18 protein-coding genes are annotated in these 20,646 nt (G+C 59.4%); 8 read left to right on the top strand and 10 right to left on the bottom strand.

The annotated features are described in order from the left end of the window. Positions 1 to 188 precede the first annotated feature (188 nt). From uvrD to D3M70_RS25305, 3 genes are all read left to right on the top strand, one after another. Positions 189 to 2,372, top strand: coding sequence for a DNA helicase II (uvrD, locus tag D3M70_RS25315; protein WP_120128330.1), 2,184 nt, complete (start codon positions 189 to 191; stop codon positions 2,370 to 2,372). 285 nt (positions 2,373 to 2,657) lie between these two features. Beyond that, entirely contained in the window at positions 2,658 to 3,509 is an 852-nt protein-coding gene (locus D3M70_RS25310) for a Tim44 domain-containing protein (RefSeq protein ID WP_120128329.1), read from the top strand. Between the two features lie 130 nt (positions 3,510 to 3,639). Then, positions 3,640 to 4,047: an SMI1/KNR4 family protein gene (locus tag D3M70_RS25305; RefSeq protein WP_120128328.1), complete on the top strand. Its 408-nt coding sequence runs from the start codon at positions 3,640 to 3,642 to the stop codon at positions 4,045 to 4,047. A gap of 28 nt (positions 4,048 to 4,075) precedes the next feature. On the opposite strand, the gene D3M70_RS25300 is transcribed toward D3M70_RS25305, so the two are convergent. Continuing rightward, positions 4,076 to 5,839, bottom strand: coding sequence for a cation:proton antiporter (locus D3M70_RS25300; RefSeq protein ID WP_120128327.1), 1,764 nt, complete (start codon positions 5,837 to 5,839; stop codon positions 4,076 to 4,078). Between the two features lie 315 nt (positions 5,840 to 6,154). Between D3M70_RS25300 and D3M70_RS25295 the strand changes: the two genes are divergently transcribed. Then, on the top strand, positions 6,155 to 6,640 hold the full coding sequence (locus D3M70_RS25295) for an acyl-CoA thioesterase (RefSeq protein WP_120128326.1): 486 nt from the start codon (positions 6,155 to 6,157) through the stop codon (positions 6,638 to 6,640). 148 nt (positions 6,641 to 6,788) lie between these two features. On the opposite strand, the gene pdxY is transcribed toward D3M70_RS25295, so the two are convergent. Further along, entirely contained in the window at positions 6,789 to 7,661 is an 873-nt protein-coding gene (gene pdxY, locus D3M70_RS25290) for a pyridoxal kinase PdxY (RefSeq protein ID WP_120128325.1), read from the bottom strand. Positions 7,662 to 7,795: 134 nt separating this feature from the next. Here pdxY and D3M70_RS25285 point away from each other — a divergent pair, with 134 nt between their 5' ends. After that, on the top strand, positions 7,796 to 8,188 hold the full coding sequence (locus tag D3M70_RS25285) for a DUF3301 domain-containing protein (protein ID WP_120128324.1): 393 nt from the start codon (positions 7,796 to 7,798) through the stop codon (positions 8,186 to 8,188). Between the two features lie 6 nt (positions 8,189 to 8,194). Here D3M70_RS25285 and D3M70_RS25280 read toward each other — a convergent pair whose 3' ends face one another. Further along, positions 8,195 to 9,160 carry a GTP-binding protein gene (locus D3M70_RS25280; protein ID WP_120128323.1) on the bottom strand — a complete coding sequence of 322 codons (966 nt, stop codon included), beginning with the start codon at positions 9,158 to 9,160 and terminating at the stop codon, positions 8,195 to 8,197. A gap of 53 nt (positions 9,161 to 9,213) precedes the next feature. Here D3M70_RS25280 and D3M70_RS25275 point away from each other — a divergent pair, with 53 nt between their 5' ends. Continuing rightward, entirely contained in the window at positions 9,214 to 9,585 is a 372-nt protein-coding gene (locus tag D3M70_RS25275) for an NADH:ubiquinone oxidoreductase (RefSeq protein ID WP_120128322.1), read from the top strand. A 106-nt stretch (positions 9,586 to 9,691) separates the two neighbouring features. Here D3M70_RS25275 and zigA read toward each other — a convergent pair whose 3' ends face one another. Then, complete coding sequence (zigA, locus tag D3M70_RS25270) at positions 9,692 to 10,894, bottom strand: zinc metallochaperone GTPase ZigA (RefSeq protein WP_120128321.1); 1,203 nt, start codon at positions 10,892 to 10,894, stop codon at positions 9,692 to 9,694. An 89-nt stretch (positions 10,895 to 10,983) separates the two neighbouring features. Here zigA and D3M70_RS25265 point away from each other — a divergent pair, with 89 nt between their 5' ends. Then, entirely contained in the window at positions 10,984 to 11,373 is a 390-nt protein-coding gene (locus D3M70_RS25265; RefSeq protein ID WP_120128320.1) for a glutamine synthetase, read from the top strand. Here D3M70_RS25265 and D3M70_RS25260 read toward each other — a convergent pair. Together D3M70_RS25260 and D3M70_RS25255 are read right to left on the bottom strand one after the other, a co-directional pair. Further along, on the bottom strand, positions 11,370 to 12,614 hold the full coding sequence (locus D3M70_RS25260) for an N-acetylmuramoyl-L-alanine amidase (RefSeq protein ID WP_120128319.1): 1,245 nt from the start codon (positions 12,612 to 12,614) through the stop codon (positions 11,370 to 11,372). The two genes, D3M70_RS25265 and D3M70_RS25260, sit on opposite strands and share 4 nt — an antisense overlap. A 248-nt stretch (positions 12,615 to 12,862) precedes the next feature. Then, a complete protein-coding gene (locus tag D3M70_RS25255; protein WP_120128318.1) occupies positions 12,863 to 13,384 on the bottom strand; it encodes a DUF3617 domain-containing protein in 522 nt (173 codons plus the stop codon). Between the two features lie 173 nt (positions 13,385 to 13,557). Here D3M70_RS25255 and cls point away from each other — a divergent pair, with 173 nt between their 5' ends. Further along, positions 13,558 to 14,997: a cardiolipin synthase gene (cls, locus tag D3M70_RS25250; RefSeq protein WP_120128317.1), complete on the top strand. Its 1,440-nt coding sequence runs from the start codon at positions 13,558 to 13,560 to the stop codon at positions 14,995 to 14,997. Positions 14,998 to 15,123: 126 nt separating this feature from the next. Here the strand turns inward: cls and cfaB are convergent, their stop codons facing one another. The 4 genes from cfaB to hflC all read right to left on the bottom strand — a co-directional run bounded on the left by cfaB (position 15,124) and on the right by hflC (position 20,637). Next, positions 15,124 to 16,308 carry a C17 cyclopropane fatty acid synthase CfaB gene (gene cfaB / locus D3M70_RS25245; protein ID WP_120128316.1) on the bottom strand — a complete coding sequence of 395 codons (1,185 nt, stop codon included), beginning with the start codon at positions 16,306 to 16,308 and terminating at the stop codon, positions 15,124 to 15,126. 281 nt (positions 16,309 to 16,589) lie between these two features. After that, a complete protein-coding gene (locus tag D3M70_RS25240; RefSeq protein ID WP_120128315.1) occupies positions 16,590 to 18,539 on the bottom strand; it encodes a heavy metal translocating P-type ATPase in 1,950 nt (649 codons plus the stop codon). Further along, positions 18,536 to 19,603, bottom strand: coding sequence for an SPFH domain-containing protein (locus D3M70_RS25235; protein ID WP_120128314.1), 1,068 nt, complete (start codon positions 19,601 to 19,603; stop codon positions 18,536 to 18,538). Before D3M70_RS25235 ends, D3M70_RS25240 begins: the two co-directional genes overlap by 4 nt. Beyond that, complete coding sequence (gene hflC / locus D3M70_RS25230; RefSeq protein WP_120128313.1) at positions 19,600 to 20,637, bottom strand: protease modulator HflC; 1,038 nt, start codon at positions 20,635 to 20,637, stop codon at positions 19,600 to 19,602. Before hflC ends, D3M70_RS25235 begins: the two co-directional genes overlap by 4 nt. Between the last annotated feature and the right edge of the window lie 9 nt (positions 20,638 to 20,646).

Here is a 20,646-nt window from a genome sequence, read left to right as displayed (position 1 = left end):
CGGTCAGGCCGCCTCCGAACCTGTAGGAGCGCGCTTGCCCATGATCGCGGTGAGTCAGCGACCAGTGATCTCGCCCAGAGGCAACAATCGCGGGCAAACGCGCTCCTACGGACAGCGGAAAGGCATAACTTTACGACCGACCGGCGTTAGAGTTTGCCCGCGCAACCCCGGCACCCTAGAATGCGCCGATGCGCGATGATCTCTCCCTTCTGCTTAATTCCCTCAACGATGCCCAACGTCAGGCCGTAGCCGCCTCTGTAGGTCGTCAGTTGGTCCTGGCCGGCGCTGGTTCCGGCAAAACCCGTGTGCTTGTGCATCGTATCGCCTGGCTTATGCAGGTCGAGAATGCCTCGCCGCACTCGATCCTGTCGGTGACGTTCACCAATAAGGCCGCCGCAGAGATGCGTCATCGCATCGAGCAGTTGATGGGCATCAGCCCGGCGGGCATGTGGGTCGGTACGTTCCACGGCCTGGCGCACCGCTTGCTGCGGGCGCACTGGCAGGAAGCCGGGCTGAGTCAGACATTCCAGATTCTCGACAGCGATGACCAGCAACGCCTGGTCAAGCGAGTGATCCGCGAAATGGGACTGGACGAGCAACGTTGGCCAGCGCGTCAGGCGCAATGGTTCATCAACGGACAGAAGGATGAAGGGCTGCGTCCCAAGCACATCCAGGCGTCCGGCGATTTGTTCCTGAGCACCATGAAGTCCATCTACGAGAACTACGAAGCGGCCTGCCAACGGGCGAGCGTCATCGACTTCTCGGAATTGCTGCTGCGGGCACTGGACCTCTGGCGCGACAACAAAGGCTTGCTCGAGCACTATCAGCGCCGCTTCCGGCACATTCTGGTGGACGAATTCCAGGACACCAACGCTGTGCAGTACGCATGGCTGCAGTTGCTCGCTCGAGGTGGTGACAGCCTAATGGTGGTCGGCGACGACGATCAGTCGATTTACGGCTGGCGCGGCGCGAAGATCGAGAACATCCATCAGTATTCCGATGACTTCCCGGACACCGAAGTTATCCGCCTGGAGCAGAACTACCGCTCCACGGCCAGTATCCTGAAAGCCGCCAACGGTCTGATCGTCAACAACAGTGGCCGTCTGGGCAAAGAACTCTGGACCGACGTCGGTGATGGCGAGCTGATCAGTCTGTACGCAGCGTTCAACGAACACGATGAAGCACGCTACGTGGTGGAAACCATTGAAAGCGCGATCAAGACCGGCATGTCGCGCAGCGATATCGCCATCCTCTACCGCTCCAACGCCCAGTCGCGGGTGCTCGAAGAAGCCTTGCTGCGCGAGCGCATTCCGTACCGCATCTACGGCGGTCAGCGATTCTTCGAGCGCGCCGAGATCAAGAACGCCATGGCGTATCTGCGGCTGCTGGAAGGGCGCGGCAACGACTCGGCGCTGGAACGCGTGATCAACGTGCCGCCGCGGGGTATCGGCGAGAAAACCGTCGAGGCTATTCGCGAGCATGCGCGTCACGCCGACGTGTCGATGTGGGAGGCCATGCGCCTGCTGGTCGCCAACAAGGGCCTGACCGGTCGCGCTGCCGGGGCGCTGGGTGCCTTTATAGAGCTGATCGAAAACCTCTCGGCCAAGGTCATGGAGATGCCCCTGCATCTGATGACCCAGACCGTCATCGAGCAGTCCGGGCTGATCACCTACCACCAGGAAGAAAAAGGCGAGAAAGGCCAGGCCCGGGTAGAAAACCTTGAGGAGCTGGTGAGTGCCGCACGTGCTTTCGAAGCCAGCGAAGATGAAGCGGACCTGACGCCGCTGGCCGCATTCCTCGGTCACGCATCCCTGGAAGCAGGCGATACTCAGGCTGACGAGCACGAGGACAGCATTCAGCTGATGACGCTGCACAGCGCCAAGGGTCTGGAATTCCCGTATGTGTTCCTGGTGGGCATGGAAGAAGGTCTGTTCCCGCACAAGATGAGTCTGGAAGAGCCCGGCCGACTTGAAGAAGAGCGCCGTCTGGCGTACGTCGGTATTACCCGCGCAATGCAGCATCTGGTCCTGACCTATGCAGAAACGCGACGCCTGTACGGCAGCGAGACCTACAACAAGGTTTCGCGCTTCGTGCGCGAGGTTCCGCCGAATCTGATTCAGGAAGTACGCCTGTCCAACAGCGTCACACGCCCTTTCGGCGGTTCCAAGACCATGGCGCCAAGCCGCCTGTTCGATGGCGAAGGCATCCCGCAGAGTCAGTTCTCGCTGGGCCAGCGCGTTCAGCATGCAGTGTTCGGCGAGGGCGTGATCCTCAACTTCGAAGGCGCTGGCGCGCAAGCCCGGGTTCAGGTGAACTTCGCCGAAGGGAGCAAATGGTTAATGCTGGGGTATGCGAAGCTGGAGCCGGTATGATCTCCCCTGACCTGTAGGAGTGGGCTTGCTCGCGATCGCAATGGCATCTGACACACTGTCATCGCGAGCAAGCCCACTGATACAAGGAAACGCGGGCCCGCCACTCTTGCATTCCCACATCTAGCACCCCATCTTTCCTACAGAACTTTCTTCACCTGCCTACAACCCAAGAAGTACGGGCATTGTAAAGATCCACGCAAAAGCCGGAAACATATGGTCGCTGGTCAGACACATTTGTCCTGTGCAACATGGCGCGCGTGCAATCCACAAACGGGAATTCCCATTATGCAACGTTTTCTAAGCATCGCTTTGGCGCTGGTCATCGGGCTCTCCATGAGTCTGGATGCCAACGCCGCGCGCTTCGGTGGTGGCAAGAGCATGGGCTCGGCGCCAAGCCATCAGGCGCGTCAGACAGCTCCTTCCGCTCCTGCCGCTGCACCTAACGCCGCTGGCCGCCCTGCGCCTGCTGCAGGCGGTGCTTCCAAATGGCTGGGCCCACTGGCCGGTATCGCCGCTGGTGGCCTGCTGGCTTCCATGTTCATGGGCGGCGGTTTCGAGGGCATGCAGTTCTTCGACATCCTGATCATGGCGATCATCGCGTTCGTGATCTTCCGCTTCATCGCGGCTCGTCGACGCAAACAGCAACCACAGATGGCTCCGGCGGGCGCTCCTTACCAGCGTGAAACCTTCGAGCAACCTGCGCAGAACAACAACTCGATGTTCGGCGGCTCACCCGCCGCAACAGCGCGTCCCGTGATCAACGCTCCTGCCTGGTTCAACGAAGAACGTTTCCTTGAAGCCGCCCGCAGTCACTTCCAGTCGCTGCAGCAGCACTGGGATGCGAACGAGATGGATAAGATTGCCGAGTTCGTCACCCCACAAATGCTGCAGTTCTTGAAGAAAGAACGAGCGGATCTGGGCGACGGCTTCCAGTCGACCTACATCGATAATCTGACCGTGCAGCTGGACGGTGTCGACGATCGCGCCGACAAGACCATCGCCACGCTGACATTTGCTGGCGTATCGAAAACCTCGCGTTTCGATCAGGGTGAAGTGTTCAGCGAAAGCTGGAACATGGAGCGCGCTCCAGGCGAGAACCAGCCTTGGCTGGTGGCAGGTATTCGCCAGAACGGCTGAAACTCTTTGCCGCTTCGCTAATCCAAAACCCCGACTGTGATCGGGGTTTTGTTTTTTAGAGGCCAGCAGTTATTTGGTGATGTCTTTGAGCTACTGTATAAACCGCGCAAATAGTTAGAGGATCCACGTCGTGGAAGAAGTCATCGAACAACTCCGTGAAGCCAATGAGCCGGTCCCTGTCCCGCTTGAGCTGCCGGACGAAGATCAGCTCGTCGAAATCGAAGAACAGCTGTTCATTAATATCCCTTTTGTCTTCAAAGAGTTTCTGCTGACCGTCAGCGACGTGGTGTACGGCAGCCTGGAGCCGGTCACCGTGACCGACCCGCAGTCCCATACTTATTTGCCTGAAGTGGCGGCGAACGCCTGGGACATCGGTGTACCCCGTGAGCTGATCCCGATCTGTCAGGATGGCGAGGATTACTACTGCGTCGAGGAGGACGGCACCGTGGTGCTGTGGTCCGGCGAAGAAGAACTGGTCACCGAAGACAGCTGGGAATCGGTATGGCACTGGGCGCGGGACGTCTGGCTGGAAAGCTGAGACCCGCGCTTTGGAGAGCCTTCAACCGCTAACGGTCTGAAGGCTCCTGATGATTACCGAGGGTTTCCAGCAGCGCGATCTGCATCCGCGTATGCACACGGATGAACCAACGCCACAGCACAGCGGCGATCACAGCGGCCACTAGCACGATCAGCAGCAGCCATTCGCTGGTCGGCAACATGCTTGCCGACAGCAGTGCAATGAGCAGGAAGATCACCCCCAACGACAGCAACGGGATCACCTCGGCGATCACCCGCCGCACGCGCTCGGTGTGACGTCCCGCCATTTCCGGTTTGACGCTCATTTCCGCCAGCAACATCGACAGCGCTTTGAGTTTGCGATACGCCGCGATCAGGAATGGCAGGGACAGTAGCAACGACGCTCCCCAGATCCAAGCCTTCTGCTGTCCGACTTCAGTGACCCACTCGCTGAAATACTCGCCAATCCGCTCAGCGAAATAAGCCCCGCAGAAGAAGATCGCTACCACCAGTGCGAGATTTACCCCAACTTGCAGCAGGATCTTGCGGATCATCGATGCCAGAAGTGCTCCCTGGCCTTGTGGCTGAATGCTGCGTAACCATTCGCCGTACATGCCGAATACCCGGGCCACACGGTGGGGAACGATCCCTGCGAGCGAGTGCGATAACGGGTCAGCGGCACGAATCAGATAAGGCGTCAAAAGTGTGGTGATCGCCGAAACAGCCACCGCCACAGGGTAGAGAAAGTCGCTGGTGACCTGCAGCGTCATCCCGAGGGCTGCAATGATGAAGGAAAACTCACCAATTTGTGACAGCCCCATGCCCACGCGAAGTGAGGTTTTCCCGTCGTTGCCTGCGATGAACGCTCCAAGCCCGCAGGACAGCATCTTGCCCAGCACGACAGCCACCGTAATCACCGCAATGGGCCAGGCGTAGTCCAGCAGAATCTGCGGGTCGATCAGCAGGCCGATGGCAACAAAGAAGATCGCACTGAACATGTCGCGAATGGGTTCGATCAGATGCTCGATTTTCACCAGCTGTTTTGATTCGGCCATGATCGCCCCGATCAGGAACGCGCCGAGCACCATGCTGTATTCGAGTTTGACCACCAGCAGACAGAAGCCGAAACACAGGCCCAGAACCGTGATCAGCAGCATTTCGTTGCTTTCGAATTTCGCCACATAAGCCAGCAGACGCGGCACCAGCAGAATTCCGATCACCAACGCGACAATCATGAACAGCGAGAGCTTTCCGACAGTGGAAAAGACTTCGCCCGAACTGACCGTGCCGCTGACCGCAATCCCGGACAGCAGCGCGATGATGCCGATGCCCAGAATGTCTTCGACGATCAACACGCCGAAGATCAGTTGAGCAAAGCGCTGGTTCTTCATCTTCAGGTCGTTGAGTGCCTTGACGATGATCGTGGTGGAAGAAATGGCGAGAATTGCGCCCAGGAACAACGAGTCCATGGTGCTCCAGCCGAAGAACTGGCCGATTTCATAGCCGATCCAGATCATCAACATGATTTCTAGAAACGCAGCGATGAACGCCGTGGCACCGACCTTGAACAGTTTGCGCAGGCTGAACTCCAGCCCCAGGCAAAACATCAGGAAAATCACGCCAAGCTCCGCGAGAATCTTGATGGTGTCTTCGTCGTGGATCAGTCCGAATGGCGGAGTGTGCGGGCCAATGATGAAGCCGGCGACGATGTAACCTAGTACCACCGGCTGCTTGAGGCGATGAAACAACACGGTGACCACCCCAGCCACCAGCATGATGACTGCCAGATCCTGAATGAAGCTGATGGCATGCATGGGCGCGGACTCCTTGTGACGAACCGTGAAGGTGCGCGCTTCTGCCGGAAAGTCGGACAGCAACTGTGCGAAAGGTCGCCAACTGAGCCGGAATGATCTGACTGAAACGCAGGAAATACCCCATCCAAGGGTTTTCGCAGGTTAACACCGCACAAAAGCGGGTAAAGCCGGTGCAATATATGGAAACAGATAGGCATCAGGCGTGACGGCAGCATCGCTGCCAGCGTCCCGATATCGGTGGTTTTAATTGCCGATCTGCCTGGAGCACCGACACAGGTGCCGAATTTCTCTGATTCAACTAACCGTGAGCACGCTATGGAACCCGGAAACGCCCAGCTGTCGATGACTGTATTGATGACCCCGGACATGGCCAACTTTTCTGGCAACGTGCACGGCGGCACCCTTCTCAAGTACCTCGACGAAGTCGCGTACGCCTGTGCGAGCCGTTACGCCGGTCGCTATGTCGTGACTCTGTCGGTGGATCAGGTGATTTTCCGCGAGCCGATTCATGTCGGCGAACTGGTGACCTTCCTGGCATCAGTGAACTACACCGGCAATACGTCCATGGAAGTTGGCATCAAGGTGGTGACGGAGAACATTCGCGAGCGCTCGGTGCGTCACACCAACAGCTGCTTCTTCACCATGGTGGCCGTGGATGACCAGCGCAAGCCGGCGAGCGTGCCACCGCTGAGCCCGGAAACCAGCGAGGATAAACGTCGCTACGTACAAGCGCAGCAGCGCCGCCAGATTCGTCAGGAGCTGGAAAAGCGTTATCGCGAAATCAGGGAAGATGGGGTTTGATCGAAAACCGTCCGGCCTTGATGCCTTAACCCTGTGGGCGCCGGCTTGCTGGTGAAGGCGTTCGTTGAGAACAGACATGTTCCTGACGTATAGCAGCTGCCAGCAAGCCAGCTCCGACTAGATATCGGCGGTGCTTCAAGCTGCTATTTCAAGGCTGCAAACGAACCGCCTCAAACCTCACCCGAGGATGCGCGATCCGGTCCTGAGCCCTGACCAGCTCAAGCTCATAACTGCCGCACGCCTGAGTCTCCAGCAGCACCTCATGCACTGCCGATGCGGTGTACTCGAACGCGCCGCGCAGGTCTTCTCCTAGCAGAACCTTGGACAGAAACAGACCTGACGTCAGGTCGCCTACGCCCACGGGCTGACGCGGGAATGCCAGCAGTGGCCGACGCAGATGCCAGCTTTCGGATTCGGTGACCAACAGCATTTCGAAACCATCGGCGGGTTTGCCTGGGTAATCCAGGTGCTTGACGATGATCGCCTTCGGGCCTCGAGCCAGCAGCGCGCGCGCCATTGCAAGGCAGTCGAGCAACGAGTTCGGTTTGCGTCCCGAAAAGCTGTCCAGCTCCAGCTGATTGGGGCACAGGAAGTCGGCAACTGCGGCGGCCTCTTCCAGCAGGAACTCGCTGACTTCCTGAGGCACGATGCAGCCTTTTTCCGGATGGCCCATCACCGGGTCGCACAAATACAAAGCGCGTGGATTGGCCCGCTTGATCTGCGCCACCGCGGTCAGAATCGCCCGCCCCTGCGCCGCACTGCCCAGATAGCCCGAAAGTACGGCGTCACAATTGCCCAGTTCACCTATCGCTGCAATTCCCTCGACCAGCGCAGGAATCTGCTGCGGTGCCAGCACTTCACCGGTCCAGTGTCCATACTGAGTGTGGTTGGAGAACTGAACGGTATTCAGCGGCCAGACATTGATGCCGATACGCTGCATAGGGAAAACGGCCGCGCTGTTGCCGGCGTGCCCGAAGACCACGTGTGACTGGATGGCGAGTAAATGAGGCGAGCGTTTCATGACAGGTTCCTGAGACCGGGAAAGCACAGTAGTTGCGATGCCGGACGAAGTGAAGCGAAATTAAGCTTTCGGACTATGGCTGTCGGTCACCCGACGCAGTTAAGCTGGACATCTTCTGTTGGAGCTCTCTTTTCATGCTGACCCTGGGCAACATATTCGTCCTGATGCTGCTGGCGACCGCTGGCGCTTGGCTGTGGCATTCCCATGGCCTGCGCGAACGAGCACTGGAGCGTGTCAAACAGCACTGCGCCAAACTCGACATTGAATTGCTCGACGGCAACGTCGCCCTTCGCCGCATCACCTTCAAGCGCGACAATGAAGGCCGCAAGCGGCTGGCACGTGTGTATAACTTCGAGTTCACGGTCACGGGTGAGCAGCGTCACCCTGGCACGATCACCCTGTTCGGCGCGCATACTGCACAGATCGAACTGGCACCCTACCCGTTCGAAATCAAAACCCCCAAGCCGACTGCCGAAATCATCCAGCTCAACGAGTGGCGTCAGGAACACAACAAGTGGAAGCAGTGAACGGGTTCAGGCTTCTACGCACTGCCGCAACTGCGCGCTCAACAGGGCCTCGTCCTGAGGCTCGGCGAAAATCAGTTCCAGGCGCGAATCCTTGCGCCACTCGCTGGGCGACCACAGGATTTCCCCTCCCTCCAACGCGTTGCCAGATACCCAACCCGACTCGCTGCGGATAACCAGCTTGGCACGGCGCCACTCTAGAGCTTGCAGCCACTGCTGCACATTCGAGGCGTTGAATACCCGATCCGGATGCCAGCGCCAACCGATGCTCCAGCCTTCTGCCTGGCCTTGGCTCAGACAAATCGGCGTCATGGGGTCAGCCCAGACCGCAGGCAACTGGGCGAGCGTTTTCGGCGCTACAAAGTTATCCACGCCCTCGACTGCCCGTGCGTTCAACCCTGGCAGGCGATCAACAGGCAGCGCGCCTCGTTCGGTCCAGAACACAGTTTGATCAGGCAGGGCCTCGATCACCGTCTGCCGTGCAGCGATATCAAGACCCGCAGATTTGTTGAGCACCAGCAAACCGGCATCGGCCAACGCATCTTGCTGCGTTTGAGGCAAAGCTCTCCCGGCGACCAATGCCTGAGCATCGAGCACCATCACACTGGGCTGAACCGCCAAAACGCCAACCCATGGCGTCTCGCGCAATTGCGCCAGCAGCTGCACCGGATGACCGAGGCCAGAAGGTTCGATGAACAGCCGATCAGGCCGGGCCTTGCGCAGCAGGCGACCTAAACCGATCTGAAACGGTGCGCCGTTGACGCAACACAGGCAACCGCCAGCTACTTCACCAAGTGCGATACCATCCTCGGCCGTAGTGAGCAGTGCAGCGTCAAGGCCGATCTGACCAAATTCATTGATCAGGATCGCCCAGCGTTCATTCGCTGGTTTTTGCGTCAGCAAGTGTTTGATGAGGCTCGTCTTGCCTGCGCCCAAAGGACCCGCAATGACATGGGTGGGAATGTTCTGCAGCATGTCCGGCCATTCTTGAACGTCGCTCCCGAAACGAGCGCAGACGGAGGTAAACGATGCGAGCAATCTGGCTGCCCGTGCGGCTGGCGTTAGTGCTGTTGGCGGTGACGTCGAGCCAGGCGTGGGCTGAGTCCTGCGTGGTTCACAGTCATGCCGAACGGCTTGACGTGAAGGTCTGCCAGGAAAATATCAACATTCCGCCTGACCTGTTCCACGACGGTTTCTGCAAACCTCAGCTTAAGGATCAGAAGGTCGAAGTGACCTACACCGACCAGTGCCCAACCGGATCATTCGGCCAGTGCAGCAACGCGCAAGTCGCCAATATGCCCTATCGGCAAAACATTCACTATTACGGCGTGGCGAGCGATGCAGCCTTTCTCAAGCCGTTTTGCGAACAGCAAAGCAAGGGCGTGTGGAGGGCGCGGTAAGATGCATGGCTGACGCGTGTAGCAGTCCGGCTTGCCCGCGGTGGGTGAGCTGAAATCGCTACCGCCGGCAAGCCGGACTGCTACAGGGTCGGTGCCTGCAGGCTGATCAGGCCACCTCGCCGTACCAGTCGCCAAACGGATCGGCCAGTTGGCTCCAGCTCTCGACGCCAGCGGCCATCTCCGTGTCGCTCAGCAGGCAGTCATCGAGGTCGGCAGTCAGACGGTCGAAGTCGATGTTCTGACCGATGAACACCAGTTCCTGACGACAATCACCCGTTTGTGCCAGCCAGTTGCGCATGATGACCTGCGTGCTTTCCTCATCCTGCGGCCAGTGCGCTTTTGGTACGAAGCGCCACCAACGGCCAGCGAATCCATGGCGCATCAGCCCGCCTGCCTGTGACCAGCTTCCAGCATCCTGATGCTTGCTCGCCAACCAGAAGAAGCCTTTGGAACGCAGCAGCTTGCCATTGGTCCACGGCTGATTGATGAAGTCGAAGAAGCGTTGCGGATGAAACGGCCTGCGCGCCCGATACGCCGTCGACGCGATGCCGTACTCCTGGGTTTCCGGCGTGTGCTCACCGCGCAGCTCTTTTAGCCAGCCCGGCGCCTGTGCCGCGCGCTCGAAGTCGAAACGCCCGGTATCGAGGATCTTGCTCAGCGGCACTGCCCCCATCACCATCGGCAGAATCTCGGCCTGACTATTGAGTCGTTTGAGGATCGCCATCAACTCTTGTCGCTCACTGGAACCGATCAGGTCGATCTTGCTGATCAGGATCACATCAGCGAATTCGACCTGCTCGATCAGCAAGTCCGTGATCGAGCGCTCGTCATCTTCCCCCAACGTTTCACCGCGACTGTCCAGGCTTTCTGCGGCCTGATAATCCTCAAGAAAATTCAGGCCATCGACCACCGTTACCATTGTGTCGAGCCGCGCGACATCGGCGAGACTCTGTCCCGACTCGTCGCGAAAAGTGAAGGTTTCAGCCACAGGAAGCGGTTCTGAAATGCCGGTGGACTCGATCAACAGATAATCGAAGCGGCCGTCAGTGGCCAGGCGGCTGACTTCTTCGAGCAGGTCTTCGCGCAGGGTGCAGCAGATGCAACCGTTGCTCATTTCCACGAGCTTTTCTTCGGCGCGATTGAGGCTGACGTCACGCTGCACGTCGCTCCCGTCGATGTTGATTTCGCTCATGTCGTTGACGATGACAGCCACGCGCAGATTCTCACGATTGCGCAGAACATAATTGAGCAGCGTGCTTTTACCGGCGCCGAGAAAGCCGGAGAGCACGGTTACGGGGAGGCGGTTCATGGAGGACTCATCAGGTAGCAGGTTCAGGTGCTATTTACGTTATAGTATAACAACACAAACCTGCTAACACTTTTTGCAAGGTCAGCTCGATGGTCAGGGTTCTGAAGATTTTTCTGGGGTTTTCCCTGCTGCTGGGTGCGCAGGCGTTCGCGGCGCCGCCATCGGCCAAGCTCGATCAGGCGCTGTGCACGCGCAGCGCGACGCTCCTGGCATGCATCGATGCTCACGACAACCGTTACAGCGTGGCGATGTCGGGCACCACGATGTATTTGCGCGGTTACGAAAGCACGGACAAACGTCACTGGGCTCAGACCAACAGCCGATACGGTTCGATGACGTTCTTCACGGGGCTGGCCTCCGATGGCGAGGCCTGGGTGGGATATGTCCAGAAAGTGGGCTGGACAACCATCAGCCGCGTCTCCAGCTCCAGCGGCAGCCGGAGCAAGATCACGTGTAGCCGGATAACGGGCTGTCGCTAAACCGCGGCCTGCTCCGCAGCCTTCTGCTCCTGACGCCACGCAATGAAAGACCCTGCCGGGGGGTTGCGTTCGAAGTAGGTCTTCATGCCGTCGAACAGTCCATCGGCCACCGCCTGTTGATGACGTGCAGTGACCAGGCGCTGGCTGTCGCGGCTGTTGGAGATGAAACCGGTCTCGACCAGAATCGACGGCACGTCCGGCGATTTCAGCACCGCAAAGCCCGCTTGCTCCACACGCTTCTGATGCAGCGTGGTGACGCCTTCCAGACTGCCGAGCACGCTGTGACCCAGTTGCAGGCTCGCCGCGATGGTCGCATTCATCGACATGTCGAGAATCACGCCCGCCAGCATCGGATCCTTGTCCTTGAGGTTTAGCAGGCTGGTGGCACCGATCAGGTCTGCGCCGTTCTCGCGCTGCGCCATGAAACGCGCGGTCGCCGAGGTAGCGCCGTTCTCCGACAAGGCAAACACCGATGCCCCCGACGCCGTCAGCCGTGGAGCAGCATCGGCGTGAACGGAGATGAACATGTCGGCATTGTATTTGCGGGCGATGTCCACGCGTTTGCGCAGAGGTACGAAGAAGTCATCGTTACGCACAAGACGCACATCGAAACCCTTCTCGCGCTTCAGACGCTTGGCCAGCAACTGCGCGATAGATAGCACCACGTCTTTCTCGCGCTCGCCTTTCGAACCAATCGCGCCGGGGTCTTTGCCGCCATGCCCGGCATCGACGACCACCATGATGTCGCGCTTGGGGTGATTCTTGTCGATGACCGGCGCGGGCGGCTCTTTCATAAGGGGAGCAGTAACGGCAGCCAGTTGCACGGGCGGATGCACTACAGCTTCATGGCCCAGATCGATCACCAGGCGGTTACCCTGAGAACCTTCAGGCCCGAGAAGGAAGCTGTTGAGCTGCACTGGTGAGGCGAGATCCAGCACGATGCGAGTATCGCCCTGCCCGAAGTGCCCGGAGCGAATCGCCTTGATCGGCGTGTTCTCCAGCGCCAGTTCCGGGAAATTGCCTTCCAGCCGGGCGCCGCTGACATCAATGATGATGCGTTCAGGGGCGCTGAGGGTGAAGGTTTTGTATTGCACCGGGCCGCTGAGGTCGAAGACCAGTCTCAGCTTATTCTCGGAACGCCACAAACGAGCGTTACGGATCTGGGTGGCGTTGACGGAGAAAGGAAGCGCGAAGGCGGCGCTGGCCAAAAGCATATTAAGCAGCATTTGACGTCGGTGCATGACACGTTCCGAAAAAGGTGAGCATCCAGGCTCTGATAGACATGACATTGTTAGTAACAATATAACATGCCGATCAAATCCCAAAGATGAAGCTTTTTACAGGAACGGGCGAATATGCCGAGCTAAATCAGAGATTAAAGATGAAAATCTCAAGTGGAACAGCAACATGTTCCACGTGGAACACCAAATAAGATTCGTCGCTGGCAATGAAAACGCCCCGGCATGCGGGGCGCTGACCATTATGTGGATCAGGTTCTGGACTTGACCGCGCCACAGTTCGCACCCAACCACACGGCTTTAGTGTCCATGCTGCCGTTCTGCTGCTGGCCTGTGGCGTTGAACGACCCAATCACATGGGTGTTGAAGGCTCGATCACTGAGGAACTGCGCGGTCCCGGTGCCTTGCGCACGTGGGCAGCTGAACTTGAATTTCCAGGTCGGACCATTCCGCTCTGTGATCTGCTGGGTGCAACCGGTCTTCGGATCTGTCAGCGGGATCTGTTCGTTCTTCACTTGCTCCGGAGTCAGGCAAACCCTGACACCCTGCCCGCCTAACGTAATCCCTTGTTTTGCCAACATTTGTTCCATGGCTGCGCGCTGCTGCGGTGCCATCATCTGCATTTGAGCCAGCATGACTTGCATGTCAGGCATCTGCTGGCCATCAACCTGCATGTTGCTCGAGGTCAGCTCCCACAACCCGGGCTGGAGCACCTGCGCTTGAGCGAAGGGCGCAGCCAGACAAACCATCAACGCCAATACGCGCTTTTTCATGAACCTGTTTTCCTTTTTGCTCTGAAGCAGTTTGAACGCAGCCTTCTGAAGCCGCCAGACGTTGACGATTAGACGACGAATCCGGTATCCAGTTGCACGCCTAATAAAATAGCGACAATCCCCGCGTACTGTGGTCTGTTAGACACCAATATGCCTAAAGCACAAGGTTGCGCATGGATTATCACAGCCCGTATTTCTTTGGCTATTTGTTGGGGTTCACCCATTTGCTGGGCATCGTAGCAGCGATTCATGCGTTGCTGACCGTGCGCACTGCTCAAGGCTCCATCGCTTGGGCGATGCCGCTGATTTTCATCCCCTATGTCACGCTGATTCCTTACCTCGTATTCGGCCGAAGCACCTTCGATGCTTACATCAAGGCGCGTCGTCAGGCCAACAACGAGATGCGCAACGCTATCGTCGATTTCAACTGGAAGCCCTGGATCGAAGAAGCTGTCGCTGCTCGACGCTCGGACGCCTACGAGTCGTTGCGCGCCATGCCCAAGCTGGGCCGCATGCCCTGCCTGGCGAACAACCACGTCAAACTGCTGATCAATGGTGAAGCGACGTTCACCGCAATATTCGACGCCATTCGGGCAGCCAAACGCGTGGTGTTCGTGCAGTTTTTCATCATTCATGACGACGACCTTGGGCGCCGTCTGCAATCTCTGCTACTGGAAAGGGCCGCTGAAGGCGTCGAGATCTTTGTGCTTTACGACCGCATCGGCAGCCACGCCCTGCCTGCAAGCTACGTCGAGAAGCTGCGCGCAGGCGGTGTTCAGATCAAGGCATTCGCGACACGCGGGGGATGGTTGAACCGCTTTCAGATCAATTTCCGAAACCACCGCAAGATCGTCGTAGTGGACGGTGTGACGGGTTTCGTCGGCGGACACAACGTCGGTGACGAGTACCTCGGGCTCAAGCCGCCGTTGGCGCCGTGGCGAGATACGCACGTTGCCATCGTCGGTCGGGTGGTCGCGTGTCTGCAGGAATCGTTCGCCGAAGACTGGTTCTGGGCAACCCGCCAGTTGCCGCCGCTCATCCTGCCGGACAGCTATCCGGAGGACGGCGTACTGTGTCAGTTCCTGGCGACTGGTCCTGCCGACGCCCAGGAAACCTGCTCACTGTTTTTCGTCGAAGCGATACATGCCGCTACGCAAAGGGTCTGGATCACCACGCCTTATTTCATTCCGGATGAAGCGGTGTCCGCGGCGCTGCGGCTGGCGGTGCTGCGTGGCGTGGATGTACGACTGCTGCTGCCGTCACGGCCAGACCATTACACGGTATACGCCGCGTCCAGTCTGTTCGCCTTCGAAGCGGTTCGGGCAGGCGTGCGGATGTTCCGCTACCAGCCGGGTTTTCTGCATCAGAAGGTGGTACTGGTGGATAACGAGATTTCAGCGATCGGCAGTGCCAATCTGGATAATCGATCGTTTCGGCTGAATTTCGAACTGATGCTGCTGACCGTGGACGAAGACTTCGCCCGAGAAGTGGAGGCAATGCTCAGCGATGACTTTGCGCAGGCCAAGGAGATCTCCATCGAGGACAGCAAGGAGACCCATCATTTGCAGCAGTTGGGGATGCGGGTGGCGCGGTTGATTTCACCGATTTTGTGAGTACTCCAAACCTTTGGGGAGTGAGCTTACTCACGATTGTGGAGTGCCTGGAACGAATTCGTGTCCCGGCGAAACGCTGTCGCGAGCAAGCTCACTCCTACAATGGAAGAGCCTGCAATCAGCGGCTCAGGCATAAAGATCATCTCGAGTCAGCGGCAAATCATGGCTGCCATCGGCGCGCGGCTTTACGGCCAGAATCTGGTGCAGATTGATCCAGCCCTTGGAGAACGCATAGGCGCATCCAGCCAGGTACAGACGAAAGATTCGCAGCGCCTGCTCCGGCACCATCGCCGCCGCCACGTCCAGCTTCTCCTCCAGACGCGCACTCCAGTGATCCAGCGTCTTGGCGTAATGCAGACGCAGGCTTTCCACGTCGACCACTTCCAGCCCCGCCTCACTGACAAACCCGCTGATCATCGCCAGATGCGGCAACTCGCCATTGGGGAATACATAGCGGTCGATGAAGTCACCCGCGCCGCGTCCGACCGGACGACCGTCGGTGTGTTTGGCGGTGATGCCATGGTTCATCACCAGACCGCCCTCCTTCACTGCGCCGAACAGGCACTTGGCGTACAGATCCAGGTTCGCGTGACCAACGTGTTCGAACATCCCGACGCTGACCACTTTGTCAAAGCGGCCATCCTGGGGGAGGTCGCGATAGTCGAGCAATTGCAGCTCGACCCGATCTTCGAGCCCTTCCGCTCTCACGCGCTCTTGAGCCAGCGCCAATTGCTCGCGGCTCAGCGTGATACCGAAGACTTTCACGCCGTATTCACGCGCAGCGAAGCGCGAGAGCCCGCCCCAGCCGCAGCCAACGTCGAGCAGATATTCGCCGGGCTTGAGGCGCAGCTTGCGGCACAGGTGATGGAATTTGTCCTGCTGCGCCTGTTCCAGCGTTTCGTTGCCGGTCTTGAAGTAGGCACAGGAGTAGACCATCTCCCTGTCCAGCCATAGCTGGTAGAAAGCATTCGACAGGTCGTAGTGGTAGGAAATCGACTTGGCGTCGGTTTCCTTGTCGTGTTCCGTGCGGACCGGGACGACGTCTTCATCCTCGTCCACCAGCGCGGCCGTCAACTCGTCGCAGACCCGCATCACTTCGCTGATCGAACCTTCCAGCTCCAGTCGTCCCTCCACGAAGGCGCTCCCCAGAAGATCAAGGCTGGGGTGCGTGAAGTCGGAAACCAATGAGGGGTCTTTAACGACGATGGTGACGCTGGGATCAGTCCCCAGATCGAACGCATTGCCGTCCCAGAGCTTGAGTCGAAGTGGTAAATGAAGCTTCTGTAACGCCGGTGGAAGTTGCGCGAGCATTGAGAAAACCCCCTGATCCAGAAACACGGAAAAGGGTAGTCCAAAACCGGCTCCAGGGTAGGAACCGACAGGCTATCGGCTTTTGTGAATACGACGGCGAACCTGACTGCGGGTACTTCCTTGAGCCCTTGGGTTCGAGCCAATTTGAAGCCTGCGTTGGAGCACCCTCTTCATGACTGACTGGTAATTTGTTACAGAGTTCTTCAAAGCTCAAGCGAATTTTTATACTTAGGCAACGCCTCTAACCCGGCGCTTTTAGGGAAAGCGCCGAATTCAAAGGCTTACGAAGGATTGTGAAATTTTGCGATCGGCTCGTGGAAGCGCAACAAACGCCCCGCATTGCCCAGGACCAGCAACGTGCTGAGGTTATGAAGGACCGCTGCGATCATGGCGCCCGCAGCGCCGAGGATGCCGAAGGCCGCCAGCGCGACGATGGCCAGCGTCCAGCCCAGACCGATGATCACGTTGACCTGTAACGTATGGCGGCACTGGCGGCTCAATCGTACGCACGTGCCCAGGCGACGCAGATCACTGCCGATCAACACGATGTCAGCGGATGCCAGTGCGATGTCTGCCCCACCTGCGCCCATCGCTACTCCCACCACACCCGCCTTCAATGCCAGCGAGTCGTTGATACCGTCGCCCACGACCATCGGCCGGAACCCGCTCTTGATTTCGGCCATGACGCGGTTGAGCTTGTCCTCGGGCAACGCCTGAGCATGGATATCGCTGATTCCGACTTCATGGCCGAGGCTGTCAGCCACGCTTTGGCGGTCGCCAGTCAGCAGCAACTGACGCCCCATGCCCAGCTCACGCAGTTCGTTCAGTGCCTGACGCGCCTCAGGCTTGAGACTGTCAGCCAACAGCATCCAGGCCAGGAACACGCCATCGACCGAGAGCCCTGCAATCGGGCCGTCATGGTTTGGGACCGGCGACGTCTGAATGCCCAATTGGGCAAACAACTCAGGACGTCCCAGCGCAGCTTCGCCACGCGCAGTCCGCGCGACGACACCCAACCCCTGACGCTCGCGGATATCTTCCAGCGTCAGCAGATGCTCTTTCTCAACCAACCCCGCGAGCGCACGACTGACGGGGTGACTGCTGGCTGCACCCAGGCTCGCCGCGAGGGCAATCACCTCATCGCCTGCGCCCTCCTGGGCCTGCACCGACTGCAACCGCAGGCTGCCGTAGGTGAGTGTGCCGGTCTTGTCGACAACCAGCGAAGTCAGGTCGGCCAGTTCTTCGAGGAACGCCGAACTGCGAATCAGAATGCCGTGACGTGCCGCGACCGCAATTCCGGCAATGGCCGTAGCCGGCGCCGAGAGCACCAGCGCGCAGGGACACGCCGCAACCAGCACGGCAAGCATGGCCTGCGCGTTGTTGGTAATGAACCAGGTCACCGCCGCGATCAGTAACACCAGCACCATGTAACTGCCCGCGTAACGCTCCAGCAATCGAGTGATCGGTGGCTTCGAGCGTTCGGCGCTCTGCATCAGCGCAATGACCTTGCCCAGTGTCGATTCGTTACCGATGCGCGTCACCTCGATGCGCAGCAGGCCGTCGAGGTTGATCGCCCCGCCAAATACTTCCATGCCAGCGCGTGCTTCCAGCGGCACCGACTCACCGGTGATCGGTGCGGTGTCGAGACTTGCCTGGCCGGACATCACCAAACCATCGGCCGGAACACGGTCACCCGCTCGGACCTCCACGCGATCACCCGCGACCAACGAGCCATTGTCGACTTCGCGGATCGAGCCGTCGGCAGCAATCAGACGCGCGTGACTGCGGGTCAACTTGCCCAACGCCTGAATTGCCTCCTGAGAGCCGATAACGCTGCGCTCTTCCAGCACATGGCCGAAGATCATGATGATCGGCAGCAACGCGGCGGTCATCAGGTCTCCCGTGGCCCATGCGCCGAGCATGGCCAGCGCGATCAGTTGGTCAGTGATGCCGTGCAAGCTCGGGTAGCGCAGGCTGTGCCAACCAGCGCTGACCACAGGGATCGCTACCAACAGGGAGGCGGCGCCGAGCAGCAACTGACTGACTCCGACTTGTTCCGGCGCAAAAAAACGCCAGACCAGTCCCAACGCCAACAAGCCCAGAGCGAGCATCGCCAGGGTCAATTGCCGCGCGGCACTGCGCTGCTCGGTGCTGGTCAGCATGCTGCCCGGTGCGGGCACATCGTCGTGGGCATGGTCGTGATTGTGCGTGTGTGCAGCTTCGCCACTCATTTGTCGGCTCCCTGAATGATCAGCCGTGAATCGTCATGGGGATCGACCGTCGTCACAGAACCGGCCTGTTTCAGGATGCCCGGCACGCGCTCGCGGTAAATCCGCAGCAGCAAGCCGGGGTCGCTCCTGTTCTGGATTGACTGCGCAAGACCGGTCACCGCAGCGGTGTCGGTTTGCGCTTTGGCAAGTCGCTCGGACGCCTGCGCGTGGGCCACCTGCAAGGTGCGGTCCGACTGCTGGTTGGCGGTCTGATTGACCTTTTCGGCGTCGGTTCGCGCGTTGGCGACAGCCTGATCGGCTTGCTGGCTGGCAGTCAGTACAGCGTTGAAAGCATTGACCGCCGCAGCGGGCAGGCTCGACTGGACGTCCACTCGCACGACTTCGACACCCAGACCCACACCCGTTTTCGTCAGATCGTCGAGGCGTTGGTTGATGCCTTGCACCAGATCGCCACGCAGACGCTCGCGGCGCTCGGCGGATTGACTGTCGGAGCCGACCAGCTCGGGGCGCGCCACCAGAATCGTGTCCAGATCCCGCGCCGCCGTGAGACTGACGGCGCTGCGATTGACCAAACGGTCCAGCGCTGGCAACACATGCTCGCCTTGCAATACGAACTCGCGAGGGTCGGTGACCTTGTAGTACGCCGTCACATCCAGCTGAACGACACCGGCATCGCCCGTGAGCAGATAACCGGAGCCCGCCAGCGCGTCACTCATGGGCGTGGCAAAACTGGTGACCTTGTCGGCCGCCAGCGCGGTCGGCGAACGCAACAGGGTTTCCACATGACGCTCGATCACGCGGTCCGCCGAAGGCAGCAGCACCACTTGCTCGAACGGTTGCGGCCAAGCCAGGAGCAAGCCTGCGTTCTGCACGCGATCAAGCTCGCCGAAACGGAACACCACGGCCCGGTTCTGGGGATCGATCTGCCGCACGTTAGACACCGCCCAACCGAGCGCAGCCAGCAAGGTGACAACGTACAGCCCCAGAAATGCCAGGCGGCTGGCTTGCAGCCAAGGGCTGTTTACCACCGGGCGCTCGATCTGCATCGAGTCCTGTTCACTCATGGCTGCGTTCCAGCCTTGCCGTCCTGCTTGCCATCAAGGCTGGGCGGACCCTCTACCAACACGCGGAACGGCGCGGCGTCGGTACGCAGAATCAACTTGGTGGTCGGGCCGACGACCGTCCCCAGTGTGTCCAGCGAGCGCAGCAGGTTGTACAACTGCGGTGAACTGGCGTAGGCGCGGCCATAGATCAGCGCGGCTTCGACTCGGGATTGCGCTTCGATGTCAGCGGCTTTCACCGTGGCATCCGCCTCGACGATGCGGGCATCGCGCTCGGCGGCAGAACGGATCTGTGCGGCTTCACGCTTGCCAATGGCGGTACGTTCAGTAGCGATGGTTTCCCGCTCGGCGCGCATCCGGTCGACGGTGGCATTGAGCGTTACCGATGGCAGGGTCAGACGCTCGACACCCACTTGCAGGACGCGGACGCCATAGGTAGTCAGCAGTTGCTTGTCGATCTGCTGACGCAGCTGGTCTTCGAAATCGGCGATACGCACCTGACTGGCATCGGTGTTGATCAGGCTCGACAGGTCGAAACTGGCGGCGGTGGTTTCCAGCGCCGAGCCGACGAAGGTGCGGATCTGCCGCGCCGCTTCATCAGGCTGGTTTTGCACGGCGCGCATAAAGCGCTTCACGTTGTCGGGGTCGCCCTGGACCTGCCATGCAACATAGGCCTGAACGATGATCCGCAAGCCATCGCGGGTGCCGACGTCCTGCAAACCGCTGGACGTTGTGCGCAGACGCAGATCCACGGGAATCGCCGCTTCGAACGGCGCAGGCCAGCGCCAGCTCAGACCTGGATCGAGCAGTACCCGCGACGGATTGCCGAAACGCGTCACGACAGTGGCCTCGCCAGACCGTACCTGAACCAGGCTCGCCGCCGCGACGGCGAAGGCGATCAGCACTGCTGCGAGAGAAGCACGACGCCACGGGAAACCCACCGGGCCTGAGGCTTCGTCGTGATGGTGATGACCGTGATGATGACCATGGCCGCTGTGGTCGTGGCCGGAATGATCGTGGTTATGAAACAGACTCAAGGGTGGACT

The organism is Pseudomonas sp. LS-2, from assembly GCF_003605735.1.
In the GTDB taxonomy this organism is placed as follows: domain Bacteria; phylum Pseudomonadota; class Gammaproteobacteria; order Pseudomonadales; family Pseudomonadaceae; genus Aquipseudomonas.
Note: the sequence above shows the minus strand (reverse complement) of the source record. Positions and strands in the feature narration are given on the sequence as shown.

What these genes read in the sequence shown, in the direction of transcription:
- uvrD (WP_120128330.1), top strand. Translation starts at nt 189, where the DNA reads ATGCGCGATGATCTCTCCCTTCTGCTTAATTCCCTCAACGATGCCCAA.
- D3M70_RS25310 (WP_120128329.1), top strand. Translation starts at nt 2,658, where the DNA reads ATGCAACGTTTTCTAAGCATCGCTTTGGCGCTGGTCATCGGGCTCTCC.
- D3M70_RS25300 (WP_120128327.1), bottom strand. Translation starts at nt 5,839, where the DNA reads ATGCATGCCATCAGCTTCATTCAGGATCTGGCAGTCATCATGCTGGTG.
- D3M70_RS25295 (WP_120128326.1), top strand. Translation starts at nt 6,155, where the DNA reads ATGGAACCCGGAAACGCCCAGCTGTCGATGACTGTATTGATGACCCCG.
- pdxY (WP_120128325.1), bottom strand. Translation starts at nt 7,661, where the DNA reads ATGAAACGCTCGCCTCATTTACTCGCCATCCAGTCACACGTGGTCTTC.
- D3M70_RS25285 (WP_120128324.1), top strand. Translation starts at nt 7,796, where the DNA reads ATGCTGACCCTGGGCAACATATTCGTCCTGATGCTGCTGGCGACCGCT.
- D3M70_RS25280 (WP_120128323.1), bottom strand. Translation starts at nt 9,160, where the DNA reads ATGCTGCAGAACATTCCCACCCATGTCATTGCGGGTCCTTTGGGCGCA.
- D3M70_RS25275 (WP_120128322.1), top strand. Translation starts at nt 9,214, where the DNA reads ATGCGAGCAATCTGGCTGCCCGTGCGGCTGGCGTTAGTGCTGTTGGCG.
- zigA (WP_120128321.1), bottom strand. Translation starts at nt 10,894, where the DNA reads ATGAACCGCCTCCCCGTAACCGTGCTCTCCGGCTTTCTCGGCGCCGGT.
- D3M70_RS25265 (WP_120128320.1), top strand. Translation starts at nt 10,984, where the DNA reads ATGGTCAGGGTTCTGAAGATTTTTCTGGGGTTTTCCCTGCTGCTGGGT.
- D3M70_RS25260 (WP_120128319.1), bottom strand. Translation starts at nt 12,614, where the DNA reads ATGCACCGACGTCAAATGCTGCTTAATATGCTTTTGGCCAGCGCCGCC.
- D3M70_RS25255 (WP_120128318.1), bottom strand. Translation starts at nt 13,384, where the DNA reads ATGAAAAAGCGCGTATTGGCGTTGATGGTTTGTCTGGCTGCGCCCTTC.
- cls (WP_120128317.1), top strand. Translation starts at nt 13,558, where the DNA reads ATGGATTATCACAGCCCGTATTTCTTTGGCTATTTGTTGGGGTTCACC.
- cfaB (WP_120128316.1), bottom strand. Translation starts at nt 16,308, where the DNA reads ATGCTCGCGCAACTTCCACCGGCGTTACAGAAGCTTCATTTACCACTT.
- D3M70_RS25240 (WP_120128315.1), bottom strand. Translation starts at nt 18,539, where the DNA reads ATGAGTGGCGAAGCTGCACACACGCACAATCACGACCATGCCCACGAC.
- D3M70_RS25235 (WP_120128314.1), bottom strand. Translation starts at nt 19,603, where the DNA reads ATGAGTGAACAGGACTCGATGCAGATCGAGCGCCCGGTGGTAAACAGC.